Origin of the sequence: Bradyrhizobium sp. Arg237L, from assembly GCF_029990105.1 — a bacterium.
Classification (GTDB): Bacteria; Pseudomonadota; Alphaproteobacteria; order Rhizobiales; family Xanthobacteraceae; genus Bradyrhizobium.
The window spans coordinates 101,636-114,070 of sequence record NZ_JAQMIL010000011.1 but is presented as its reverse complement, the minus strand read 5'-3'; the positions used below and the strand labels follow the sequence as shown (position 1 = coordinate 114,070).

The following is a 12,435-nucleotide window of genomic DNA, read 5'->3' as shown; positions in this document are numbered from 1 at the left end:
CCGCAGCAACATTGTCTGAGGAACACACCATGGTTGACGCGCTGATCATCGATGCATGCAGGACGCCGCGAGGCATTGGCAAGGCGGGCAAGGGCGCGCTGTCAGGCATTCATCCGCAGCAGCTCGGCGCCACCGTGCTGCGGGCGCTGGCCGATCGCACCGGCATCGATACCGCAGATGTCGACGACATCATCTGGGGCACCAGTTCCCAGCGCGGCGCGCAGAGCGGTGATCTCGGCCGTATGTCGGCGCTCGATGCCGGCTATGACGTGAAGGCGAGCGGCGTCACACTCGATCGCTTCTGCGGTTCCGGTATCACCAGCGTCAGCATGGCCGCCGCTTCGATCATGTCGGGCTCCGAGGATCTCGTGATCCCCGGTGGCACCGAGGTGATGTCGATGGAAGGCCGGCGCGGCGAGGGGCCGTTCATGATGGACGCCGGCAATCTCCGCCTGCGCGCAAGGCATCCGCAATCGCACCAGGGCGTTTGCGCCGACGCGGTGGCGACGCTCGAGGGCATCACGCGGCAGGATGTCGATGCGCTCGGGCTGGAGAGCCAGAAGCGAGCGGCGGCCGCGATCAAGGGCGGCCATTTCGACAAGAGCCTGGTTCCGGTCTATCGCGAGGACGGCACGCTCGCGCTCGACAAGGAGGAATATCCGCGGCCGCAGACCACGCTGGAAGGGCTCGCGGCGCTGAAGCCGGCCTTCCCAGCGATCGCCGACTACGCGCTCGACGACAAGGGCACGACCTATCGCAAGCTGATCCTGGAAAAATATCCCGATCTTAACATCGACTTTGTCCATCACGCGGGAAATTCGTCCGGCGTGGTCGATGGCTCCGCCGCGATCCTGCTGGCATCGCCCGACTACGCCAGGAAGCACGGACTGAAGCCGCGCGCACGCGTGGTCGCGATGGCCAATATGGGGGACTCGCCGACCCTGATGCTGAACGCGCCGGTGCCGGCGGCGCGCAAGGTGCTGGCCAAGGCCGGGCTGACGCTTGACGATATCGACCTGTTCGAGATCAACGAAGCCTTTGCCGTGGTCACGGAGAAGTTCATCCGTGACCTCAAGCTCGATCGCGAGAAGGTCAACGTCAATGGCGGCGCGATCGCGCTCGGTCATCCTATCGGCGCGACCGGCTCGATCCTGATCGGGACGCTGCTGGACGAGTTGGAGCGGCGGGATCTCAAGCGAGGTCTGGTGACGATGTGTGCCGCCGGCGGTATGGCGCCCGCGATCATCATCGAGCGAGTGTGAGGGCAGGGTTCAAGCGGCGGGAAACCTAAGCTCGAAGGTCACGCCTTCACTGGTCGGCAAGAGCCGGATCGAGCCGCCGTGACTTGTCATCACGGCGCGCACGATCGCAAGGCCCATGCCGGTGCCGCCGGCATCGCGGCGGGTGGTGAAGAAGGCGTCGAAGATCCGTTCCCGGTTGGCTTCCGAGATCGGATCGCCATCATTGCTCACGATCAGCTTGACGGCCGTACGCTCGTCCACGGCGTCAAGCCGTATAGTCCTGGCGTTGTGCCGTACGGCGTTGTCGGCGAGGTGTGAGAGGACGATCAGCGCCTTTTCGGCGGACATCCCGATCGGCCGGTCGAGACTGCCGGGCGCCGTGATAACACAAGCCGGGAACCGGCTTTTTAGATCGCCGATCACGGACGCCAGTTCGGTGCGCTCGTTCTGCGGCACGGTTTCGGCACGCGCCAGTTCGCGTAGCCGCTGAGCCATCGCTTCGAGGCGTTCGGTGTCGCCAAGAATATTCGACACGAAGGTCTTCTGCTCGGAGCGGGTCAGGCTGTCCGATTTGCCATCCAGAGAATCCAAAAGCAGCTCTGCCGCGCCTTTGATCGAGGTGAGCGGCGATTTCAGCTCGTGCGTGAGATGTGCCGAGAACGTCGCGATGTAGTCTGAACGCCGCGCCAACTGTTCGGCCATGCCAAAGAAGCTGTGCGAGAGCTGCGCGAATTCGCGCGTGCCGTAGTGCCGCAACGGGCGGAATGCGGTGCGATCGCCTTTGCCGATGCGCGCGGCGCGGCCGATCAGTTCGTGCATGGGCTGGGTGATGGTGCGGGAGAAAAACAGCCCGATCGCCATCGTCGCAAGGATCACGGCGAGCGCGGCAAGCACGAACTTGACGCGTTCCTGATAGAGATGGTCGAAAATGTTGCTCGGCGTCCGGGTCGTATAGATCACGCCGGCCACGCGGTTGTTGACGATCACCGGCATCGCGGAAAACACGTGCACGCCGACGCCGCGGCTGATGGAATAGATCGGCGGCGGAGGTTTGTCCGGCACGCGGATCCGCAGCGCGGCCCGATATTCGCCATGGAGGGCCGCGGCGATTTCCTCGATATGGGCGAGCGACTGTCCGACTTCCTGACGTCCGGCGATCACGACGCCCTGCGGATCGAGGATCCTGAATCCGGCAAGCGTCACCTTCTGCGTCTCGCGGACGATCGGCAGCAGTCGCGCGCCGATCTCGACATAGGCCTGATCGGCCGACGCGCTCGCGGGCAAGGCAACGGGCCGCCGTCGCAACAGATCATTGCCGGCGAGATCGAGCGCGGGCCGGATCGGCGTGACCTGATCGCCAGGATCGGGCAAGACGCCGGGCGGGACCTCGGCGCCGAGAGGAATCCCATGGTCGAGCCGCGCCTGCACCTCCTGTGCGAAGATTGCTGCCAGGACACGGCTCTGGGCGATCAGTTCGGCCTGGGTCTGGCGAATAAGCTGGTTGTCATAAAGGCGGAAGAAGAACAGGCCGACCAGAGGCAGTATGGCGACGGTCGCCAGCACGGTGAAGATGACCAGGCCGAGCGATGGCCGCCATTTGTTTGGCGCATTCGGACCACTCATGCCTGCGGCTCGCATCGCCCGAGCTTGAAGCCGACGCCGTGAATGGTCTCGATGACGTTGTCGCAATTCAGCGCGGCGAGCTTGGCGCGGATGTTGCGGATGTGGCTGTCGATGGTGCGATCGGAGACCTGGATGTTGAGCTGGTAGGCCGCGCGCATGAGCTGCTCGCGGTTGAAGACGGCCGTCGGCCGTGTCAGGAAGGCGCGCAGGATTCCGAATTCGATGGCGGTCAGCCGGAGCGATGTGCCGGCAAACGACGCAACATGCTGCTCTGGATCGACAGTCAGTCTGCCTTGCGTGAGAACCGTGGTGCCGGCTTTGGCGTCGCCGCTGCGCGAGTTCATGCGCCGCAGGATGACGTTGACGCGGGCGACGAGCTCGCGCGGGCTGAACGGTTTTGTCACGTAGTCGTCGCCGCCGATCTCGAGGCCCAGCACGCGATCGATCTCGTCGTCGCGCGCCGACAGGAACAGGATCGGTACGTCGGAAGTCTTTCGTACCTCCCGGCAGACGTCGAGCCCGTCGAATTCTGGCATCCCGATGTCGAGCACGATGAGGTCAGGCCGGTCGCTCGCAAATCGGGCGAGCGCCTCCTTGCCGTCGCGCGCCTCGACCACGTTCATGCCGGCTTTCTTGAGGGCGACGCGGATGACTTCGCGGATGTGCAAGTCGTCGTCGACGATAAGAATACGGTGCGTCAAACGTCCCTCCAGCCCGCTGGTCAGCCCGTGACCTTGTTCTTCTGTTCGCCGTCGAGATAGCGCTGCAGGCGCCAGTTTCGAAAACCCCAGGAACGCCAGGACGCCATGTCCTGCCGTTGCTGTTCTACAAGCGAATCCCGGCGGGAAACAAGGCACGGATCGCTGGTGCGAAGCTGGAGGACCTTCTCGATCGCGGGCAGCGCCTGCGGCCCGAGCTGAGCCAGGTAGTTTGTGTCGACCTGCAAGCCCTTGCCGGACACGTCCCGGCTGTGGGTGACATTGTAGTCGGCGATGATCGCAGCGAAGTTGACGAGCGAGCAGACATAGAGCACGGCCGTCAACGTGACCAGGTTTGCTGTTACCAGCCAGGCGTTGGAACGGTCCAGCATGATGCGGGCGACGATCAATAGAAGTCCGGCGGCGACCAGCAGCATCCAGATGAAAGCGGCCACGCGCCAATAGGTCAGAAGATAGATCTGCACATAGAGGTCGAGCCGGTAGATGGCGGAAGCGACCAGGAGGACGTTCTGCGCCACCCACAGATAGACCAGGGGTCGTATCACCTTGGACCCTTCGGCGGGACCACCAGGCCGAATTGCGACGAGAACGAAGCCCGCCGCTAGCAGGGCCGTGACGATCAGGGGATAGGCGCCGCGATGGGCATATGAGGCATAGGTGACGCCGGCCGGGAGCGTCGCGTTGCCCCAGAGATAGAGCACGTCCAGGATCGTCTGAACCGCGAACAGCAGATTGAACAGGATCAGCGAACGCAGGATGGTCGGTGCGCCGAGGAAATCGACGACATCGGAAGGTGTGTCCGCGGCCGGCGTGGGGGATTCGGCCGCGGCAGCGACCGAACCGGATTTGCGTCGCCACCTGACATGGATAAAGGGCCAGACAAGGGATATCGCCACGATCCAGAACAACGCGCGTCCGATGCTCAGATGCGAAGCGGCGCTGCCGGGGTTGATCAGGCTGATCCAGTTTTCGAGCACAGGATTGGCAGCGACGAATAAGGCGAGGAATACTGTTCCGAGCAAGGCCGGTACGAACCACAGGATGAAGCCGCTGGTCAGCGCCGGCAGGTTGAACATCCCGAGTGCGTCCACAAAGAACCTGAAAGGACTGACCAGGAAGAGGTCGCAAAGCGCCGCCGCCCGTTCGCCAAGGCCGGTGAGACCAGGGTTGGTCGTGAGCAGGAGACCAGCGCCGAGCGCGAGCAAGATGATTGCAAGTGACGCCGCATTTACTTCCTCCACGGTCGGCACAAGGCCGGCGATCACGAGGAGGCCGCCGAGCATCGCCCGACGCTTGTCCAGCTTGGCGATGTTGGCAAGCGGCGAACCGCAGGCCAGCGCGAGGGCGAAAACAGTAACCGATATTCCGACTCGCTCGCCGTAGAACAGGAAGTCGGCAAGTGCAGCCAGCGCGACCGCGATCGCGAGCTTGGCCGACAGGGATAAGCTTTGGACGGGCCGGATATCGGCGGCCGGCGAAGCGAGACTCGTCATGTCAATTCCTTTGCGGATGTCGAACGCGGCGGACCTTGAACTGACGTTGTGCAAATCTCGAAATGGTCGTCTGCACGACTTCAGGAGTTTTGTGCAGTTTCCGTGCAAGCCTGTTTAAGTGCTCGCGCGGCGTGTGCGCATTTGATAGGGGCGAGGTCTCTCGTTTCACACGCGGCGTCGCCAACCATGAAATTTCGAAATCGTGTCGTTATCATCGGGCTCTGGTTCATCGGGCTGGTGCTCGCCCTTGTCGCCGCCAACAAGAACGAGCCCTATCTCGCTGTGCTCCGTGGGACGGGAAACATCGGGCTCGTGGTCATGAGCGGCGTGGTGGTCGTCGTCCTGCTGCTTCGCGGCTCCTGGCGGCGAGGGCTTTCGAGAAGACTGCTGGTCCTGGTGTGGTGCCTGCCGCCGCTTCTGATGCTGGGCGCGCATCTTACGTTCGAGCTGCGCAAGCGCGAGGTGCTGCAGGCCGACGCTGCGCAGGCGCGCAGCCTTGGGCCGCACTTCATGGTCGGCTATTCGTCGGTCTCAGCGGTGACGGTGCTGGCGGAGAAGGGGCTGATCGGCGGCATCTATGTCAGCAAGCACAATCTGCGGCGAAAGTCGGCGGAGGCGTTGAAAGCCGAGATCGCAACGCTTCAGGACAAGCGGCGTGCTGCAGGGCTCCCACCCCTGATCGTCGCGGCCGACCAGGAAGGCGGCATCGTTTCTCATCTGTCGCCGCCACTGACCAAACTGCCGGCGCTGGCCACATTGGCGGAGATGACGCCGGACCTGCGGAAGGCGAAGGCCGAAGAATTCGGCCGTATTCACGGACAGGAATTGGCGGCGCTCGGGGTCAATCTCAATTTTGCCCCGGTGCTCGACCTGCGGCCCGAGTCGGGGCGTAACCGATTTGATTTCAATACGCTGATCGGCCGCCGGGCAATCTCAGCCGATCCCGCCATCGTCGGCGAGATCGCGCAGGCCTATGTTCGCGGCCTCGAAGCGTTCGGCGTCGGCGCAACCGTAAAGCATTTTCCCGGCTTGGGCCGCGTGCGTGCCGATACCCATCACTTCAGTGCGGAGCTCGGAACATCAGTGGACGAACTGGAAGCATCCGACTGGCGTCCGTTCCGGGATGTGCTGACGCACTCAAAGGCGCAGCTCATGGTCGGCCATGTGACTCTCACCGCGATCGATCCAGATCATGCGGCCTCGCACTCAAAGCGCGTCGTCGACGGGATCATCCGAAACAAGTGGAACTACCAGGGCATCGTGATGACGGATGATCTGGTGATGGGAGCGATCTACCAGCACAATGTCTGCGATGCCGTCGTCGAGGCGCTGAATGCCGGCGTCGACATGCTCCTGGTCGCATTCGACGGCGCGCAATTTTATCGAATCTTTGCCTGCGCGCTAGACGCATCCCGACAAGGAAAGCTGGATCCGGCCATGCTCCGCCAAAGCGAGGCGCGCTTGAGAGGCGCATTTCCGGGAGATTGAGGACGCTCGTGGGGCGGGCGACGCGGATGCCCGGAACGAGCCCAGATGCTGCGATAGCAAACTGCGCCGCTTTTTTCAAAAATGAACGATCGCGCTCGCGGATCGTTGCCGCGCGGGTGAAATTTGATCGGACAATCCGGGGATGAACCTTTAGAGTTACTGTGACAGTCTTCCTGTCGGGACCTCGGCCGCGGCGAACCGTTGCCTGGCTTCCGACCAAGCCGATCTTGTCCGCCGAAGTGTCGTTCCAACACCCCGCTGTAGCAACAACACCGTCACGGCTTCGCGATGAATATCTTCGATCCGCAAGGTCCGATCGCCGCTGCGCAGAAGACAATTCTGATCGACTCGGTCGGGATCATGCTCGCGATCGTCCTGCCGACGATCGCGGCAATCTTTGCCTTTGCATTCTGGTTCCGAGAGTCCAATCCACGGGCGACCTATCGGCCTCATTGGGCTTATTCCGGTCGCCTCGAGCTCGTGGTGTGGTCGATACCGACCCTGACGATCATTCTGCTCGGAGGGGTCGCCTGGATCGGATCGCATCAGCTCGATCCTGCCCGGCCCATTGATGGGACCGGCGCGCCGGTCCGCATCCAGGTCGTGTCGCTCGATTGGAAGTGGCTCTTCATCTATCCGGACCAGGGGATCGCGACCGTCAACACGCTGACGGTGCCGGTCGGCTCTCCCCTTGATCTTGAACTGACCTCCGGCAGCGTGATGAACGCGTTCTTCATCCCGCAGCTTGGCAGCATGATCTACACGATGAACGGGATGGTGACGCGGCTGAAGCTGCGTGCCGACAATCAGGGCACCCTTCAGGGCCTGTCGTCCCATTTCAGCGGGGATGGCTTTCCCGACATGAAGTTCGACGTCCAGGTCGTACCGCAGCTCCAGTTTCCTGATTGGGTGGCACGCACCGCCCAGACCGATCGTGTCTTGAACGCGGAAAAGTACGGAAAGCTCGCCCAGCAATCGGTCGAGACCGTGACATCCACCTATCGGCTCGAGGATCCGCGGCTGTTCCACGCCATCGTGACCCAGGAGATCCCCCCGGGCCCGGGACCGAAGCTGACGTCGGAAAGCGCGCAGTCGCATATCGGAGGCCAAGATGTTCGGTAAGCTGAACTGGTCCGCCATTCCGATCGATCAGCCGATTCCGATGATCGCCTCGGGCGTGGTCGCGCTCGTCATCCTCGGGGTCCTCGCCTGGGTCGTCCTTGCCGGCCACCTGCCATATCTCTGGCGCGAATGGATCACCAGCGTCGATCACAAGCGGATCGGCGTCATGTACACCTTGCTCGCGATGGTGATGCTGCTGCGCGGTTTCTCCGACGCGCTGATGATGCGGTCCCAGCAGGCAGTTGCCTTCCAGTCGCAAGGCTATCTGCCGCCCGAGCACTACAACCAGATTTTCTCCGCGCATGGCACGATCATGATCTTCTTCGTGGCGATGCCGTTCGTGATCGGGCTGATGAATCTGGTGGTGCCGCTGCAGCTCGGCGTGCGCGACGTGGCGTTTCCGACCTTGAATTCCGTCGGCTTCTGGCTCACTGCAACAGGCGCGCTGCTGGTCAACATCTCGCTCGTGGTCGGTGAGTTCGCGCGCACCGGATGGCTGCCTTATCCGCCGCTGTCGGGACTCACTTATTCGCCGGGTGTCGGCGTCGACTATTACCTCTGGGCGCTTCAGATCTCCGGCGTCGGCACGCTGGTTGCCGGCATCAATCTCGTTACCACGGTGCTGAAGCTGCGCACCAGGGGCATGACATATTTGCGCATGCCAATGTTCTGCTGGACCACGCTCGCCTCGAGTTTGTTGATCGTGGCGGCGTTTCCGATCCTGACGGCAACGCTGGCGATGCTGATTCTCGATCGCTATTTCGGCTTCCATTTCTTCACCAATGAGGCCGGCGGCAACGTGATGATGTTCATGAACCTGATCTGGGCGTGGGGTCACCCCGAGGTCTACATCCTTGTGCTGCCTGCGTTCGGAATCTTCTCTGAGGTGGTCTCGACGTTTTCGGGCAAGCCGCTGTTCGGCTATCGGTCTATGGTGCTCGCCACCATGGCGATCTGCGTCATCTCCTTCATGGTGTGGCTGCACCATTTCTTCACCATGGGCGCCGGTCCCTATGTCAATGCGATCTTCGGGATCGCCAGCATGATCATCGCGGTGCCGACCGGCGTGAAGATCTACAACTGGCTGTTCACGATGTATGGTGGACGGGTGCGGTTCGACACGCCGATGCTGTGGGCGATCGGCTTCATGGTGACGTTCATCCTCGGCGGCCTCACCGGCGTGCTGGTCGCCGTGCCGCCCGCGGACTTCCTGCTTCACAACAGCCTGTTCCTGGTCGCTCACTTTCACAACGTGATCATCGGCGGCGTGCTGTTCGGCGCTTTCGCGGGCTATGCATATTGGTTTCCGAAGGCGTTCGGCTTCCGCCTGCATGAGGGGCTCGGCAAAGCGGCGTTCTGGTGCTGGCTGATCGGGTTCTACGTCGCGTTCATGCCGCTCTATGCGCTCGGCTTTCTCGGCATGACGCGGCGAATGCAGCATTACGATGTCCCGGAATGGCGCCCGTGGCTCCTGATCGCAGGGGTTGGCGCCGTCATTATCCTGATCGGGATCATCTTCCAGATCATGCAGCTCACCGTCAGCATTCGTCATCGCGAAGAGTTGCGCGACCGCACCGGCGATCCGTGGGACGGGCGATCGCTGGAATGGGCAACGGCCTCGCCGCCGCCGGTATTCAATTTCGCGATTCCACCTGATGTGACCGGGGAGGACGCTTACTGGTCATTGAAGGCGCATGCCAAGCAGCAGGGTCTCGAGAAGCGCGAGCTCGACTACAAGGACATCGAGATGCCGCGCAATTCCCCGACCGGCTTCGTGTGCGCCTTCTTCGCGACCATCATGGGCTTTGCGTTGATCTGGCACATCTGGTGGATGGTCGCGGCCGGTGCGATCGGCGCCTTCGCCACCTTCGTCGCATTCGCATGGCGGGACCATGACGAATACGTCATCGCGGCGAAGGAGGTGGCGCGCATCGACCGCGCAAATCTCGAAGAGCGGCGCGCCCTGACCAGCCTGGCGGGAGCCTGAGCCATGGCCGACACGACGCTGGCATATGCTCAAGCCGATCCGCACCGTCTGCGCGGGATCGCGCATGCCGCGGTCGCGCACGCGGGACCGGCGCCGAAGCGGATCGTCACAGGCTTCGGTTTCTGGATATTCCTGCTCAGCGACATCGTCATGTTCTCGTGCTTCTTCGCGACCTATGCGGTCCTGGTTGACCAGACCGCAGGGGGGCCGAAGGGGGCCGAACTGTTCGATCTCAGGAGAGTCGCGGTCGAGACCGTCTTCCTGTTGCTGTCAAGTTTCACCTGCGGGCTCGCCAACATCGCGGCCGATATTCGAAACAGGTTCTGGTTCCAGGTGGGCATGGCGGCGACTTGCGTTCTCGGCCTGGCCTTCCTGTACCTTGAGGCGCGCGAGTTTGCGGACCTGGTCGCACGCGGTGCGGGGCCGACGCGCAGCGCGTTTCTGACCGCCTTCTTCAGCCTCGTCGGTTGCCATGGCCTGCATGTCTCTGCCGGCATCCTCTGGCTGCTGACGATGATGGCGCAGGTGGTCGCCAAGGGCTTTCGGGCCGACATTGGGCGACGCATCATGTGCTTTGCGCTGTTCTGGCACGCCCTCGATATCATCTGGGTCGCGGTATTCTCGGTGGTCTACCTGCTCGGGAGCAAGCCATGAGCGATCAAGCTTTGGAACAGCACCGTGTCGATCTGGCACCAGGCGACGAAGGCGAGGGCGGCGTCGGCCTGCGCGTACTCGGCTATGTCACCGGCCTTGGCCTTGCACTCCTGTTGACGGCGACCTCGTTCTTTGTTGCCGGCACCGACCTGGTCTGGCAGCCGAGCATTCCCGTTGCCATCATCGTGCTGGCGATCGCCCAGATGGGCGTGCATCTCGTCTTCTTCCTCCACATCACGACCGGGCCTGACAACACCAACAACGTGATGGCGCTTGCCTTCGGCGTGCTCATCGTTTTCCTGGTGATTGGCGGCTCGCTATGGATCATGGCGAACCTCAATCAGAATATGATGCCGATGGACCAGATCATGCAGATGCAGCGCTAGCGCTGCACGACCCCTGAAGCGGTTTCAGGATCGCGCGCCGACCGCGGATTTGTGGTCCTGCCGCTGGGACCAGGACACATAATAGGCGACACATGTCATGCCGAGAATGCCGGCGACGCTGACGACCACCTGCATCGCCAGCGACTTGGGGCCCGTGATCAGAACCAGGTGCCCGGCAAATGAAAGGAAGATGCCGGAGCAGAACACCGCGAGCCATTGCTCGCCGCATTTGATGAGGGGCTGCATGGCCTGCATTTGAAGTCCGTACCAGTCACGAGGTATCAGCATGGTGAAAAAGAACGCCAGTGCGAGCAGGTGCAGCACCCGATAGGGAGCAAGGTTCTCCTTGTCGTTGGCCGGAAAGGCATCGAGCACCGAACTGGGTATCATCTCCGCCAGCGCAGGCGATTTTCCAGCCGACATGATCGTCAGGGCGACGAGCAGGTAGATCAACGCGGTGACGCGCAAGGCCGGAAGCTTCTGCATCGCGCGAACCACGTGCGCGTCTCCTGCACCACCGACCGCGAACCAGGCGCCCAGCACGAACAGCAATTGCCAGCAGAACGGATTGAGATACCAGCCCCCGTCCGGAAAAGCGGTCAGGTTCCAGTCGAAGTGCCGCGCCAACAGATAGAGCGCAATGGATCCAAGCATGGTCAGGCGCGGCCAGCGCATCATGCCGAACAGCACGGCGGGAAGGAACGCCATGAGGACGATGAAGAGCTGCAATACGTCTAGGTTGAGCGGTTTGGCCTGCAGCAGCAGGCCGCGGACGATTACGCGAATCGGATGCTCGATGAAGTCGGTGATATTGAATTCCGCGAACAGATCGGGTGCTGCGGATTGAGCCGCGACATATCCGATCAGGTCGACGTAGACGACGAACAGCACCATATAGGCTGCGTAGAGCCGCCATACCCGCTTGAAGACACGCGTCGCCCCAACGACGAAGCCGCGTTCCACAACGATCTTCCCGTACATGATCGCCGCGGCATAGCCGATGACAAATACAAACAGCTCGGTCGCCCCGCTGAATCCAAAGTTCCGCAAGGTCAACACGCTGACGGCGTTGTGCGGAATGTGATCCAGGAACAGGGACCAAGTCGCGATGCCGAGCAGAAGGAAGATGCGTAGATCGCCGTCGCGCGCCGCGATCTCAGCCTTCACACATGGATTCATTGAGAGCAAAACTTCCCACGTTCGGAGCAGCGAATCGCGAATCCATCGCGCCCCGCCGCCACTCCGAATAGACGTTTCGCCGAGAATATTTGATCCGCTGCTGATGAATTAAAGCCGCCGACGATCACGTTTTCGAAATTGAAATGTGATTCACCGCGATTCATGTGAAGGGCCGATCATGCTTGCTCGTGCTTGCGCAGATCGCGGCGATGGTCGAAGACGCTCGCTTGCAGGTCGGCTTCGGCCGCGCTGATGCCGGGGAGGGCAGCCTCGGCGAGGATATCGGCCGTCACGTCCTCGACAGCCGAATCGGAGATTTCGTGGATGAAGCTGATGTTCCTGTATTCGCCCGATACAACCCGCGCGATGACCCCGCGCCTTGTGATTTCGGGATCAACCACGGCCTCGCGGCCGCGCCGGCCGTAATCGATCATCACGACGAAATACTGCATGTCGGCCAAACCGGCCACCTCTCTCGACAGGAGTCGGATGGCCGCATAATTTCCGAAAATCGGAAATTTGTCAAGTATAATTTCTGAAAAT

General features: G+C 62.0%; 11 protein-coding genes. 6 read left to right on the top strand and 5 right to left on the bottom strand.

Translation table 11 applies throughout. From position 1 onward, the window contains the following. The first annotated feature begins 29 nt into the window (after positions 1-29). Complete coding sequence (locus OZ411_RS09390) at positions 30-1,262, top strand: acetyl-CoA C-acetyltransferase (RefSeq protein ID WP_282527705.1); 1,233 nt, start codon at positions 30-32, stop codon at positions 1,260-1,262. Between the two features lie 9 nt (positions 1,263-1,271). Here OZ411_RS09390 and OZ411_RS09385 read toward each other — a convergent pair whose 3' ends face one another. From OZ411_RS09385 to OZ411_RS09375, 3 genes are read right to left on the bottom strand one after another with little or no spacing between them, the layout of a single operon-like run. Then, positions 1,272-2,864 carry an ATP-binding protein gene (locus OZ411_RS09385; RefSeq protein ID WP_282527704.1) on the bottom strand — a complete coding sequence of 531 codons (1,593 nt, stop codon included), beginning with the start codon at positions 2,862-2,864 and terminating at the stop codon, positions 1,272-1,274. Next, the gene (locus OZ411_RS09380) at positions 2,861-3,565 is read right to left on the bottom strand and encodes a response regulator transcription factor (protein ID WP_282527703.1); all 705 of its coding nucleotides are present in this window, start codon (positions 3,563-3,565) and stop codon (positions 2,861-2,863) included. Before OZ411_RS09380 ends, OZ411_RS09385 begins: the two co-directional genes overlap by 4 nt. A 20-nt stretch (positions 3,566-3,585) precedes the next feature. Continuing rightward, on the bottom strand, positions 3,586-5,076 hold the full coding sequence (locus OZ411_RS09375; protein WP_282527702.1) for a DUF4173 domain-containing protein: 1,491 nt from the start codon (positions 5,074-5,076) through the stop codon (positions 3,586-3,588). A 186-nt stretch (positions 5,077-5,262) separates the two neighbouring features. Between OZ411_RS09375 and OZ411_RS09370 the strand changes: the two genes are divergently transcribed. The 5 genes from OZ411_RS09370 to cyoD all read left to right on the top strand — a co-directional run bounded on the left by OZ411_RS09370 (position 5,263) and on the right by cyoD (position 10,713). Continuing rightward, positions 5,263-6,564: a glycoside hydrolase family 3 N-terminal domain-containing protein gene (locus tag OZ411_RS09370; protein ID WP_282527701.1), complete on the top strand. Its 1,302-nt coding sequence runs from the start codon at positions 5,263-5,265 to the stop codon at positions 6,562-6,564. 288 nt (positions 6,565-6,852) lie between these two features. Next, complete coding sequence (locus tag OZ411_RS09365; RefSeq protein WP_282527700.1) at positions 6,853-7,686, top strand: cytochrome ubiquinol oxidase subunit II; 834 nt, start codon at positions 6,853-6,855, stop codon at positions 7,684-7,686. Then, positions 7,676-9,673 (top strand): cytochrome o ubiquinol oxidase subunit I, encoded by a 1,998-nt coding sequence (cyoB, locus tag OZ411_RS09360; RefSeq protein WP_282527699.1) that lies wholly within the window; start codon positions 7,676-7,678, stop codon positions 9,671-9,673. The genes OZ411_RS09365 and cyoB overlap by 11 nt, the downstream gene beginning before the upstream one ends. A gap of 3 nt (positions 9,674-9,676) precedes the next feature. Then, positions 9,677-10,327, top strand: coding sequence for a cytochrome (ubi)quinol oxidase subunit III (locus OZ411_RS09355; protein WP_130577067.1), 651 nt, complete (start codon positions 9,677-9,679; stop codon positions 10,325-10,327). After that, entirely contained in the window at positions 10,324-10,713 is a 390-nt protein-coding gene (cyoD, locus tag OZ411_RS09350; RefSeq protein WP_282527698.1) for a cytochrome o ubiquinol oxidase subunit IV, read from the top strand. The genes OZ411_RS09355 and cyoD overlap by 4 nt, the downstream gene beginning before the upstream one ends. 24 nt (positions 10,714-10,737) lie before the next feature. Here the strand turns inward: cyoD and OZ411_RS09345 are convergent, their stop codons facing one another. Both OZ411_RS09345 and OZ411_RS09340 read right to left on the bottom strand, forming a co-directional pair. Continuing rightward, positions 10,738-11,892 (bottom strand): OpgC domain-containing protein, encoded by a 1,155-nt coding sequence (locus tag OZ411_RS09345; protein ID WP_282527697.1) that lies wholly within the window; start codon positions 11,890-11,892, stop codon positions 10,738-10,740. A 176-nt stretch (positions 11,893-12,068) separates the two neighbouring features. Continuing rightward, entirely contained in the window at positions 12,069-12,344 is a 276-nt protein-coding gene (locus OZ411_RS09340; protein ID WP_130577102.1) for a hypothetical protein, read from the bottom strand. Between the last annotated feature and the right edge of the window lie 91 nt (positions 12,345-12,435).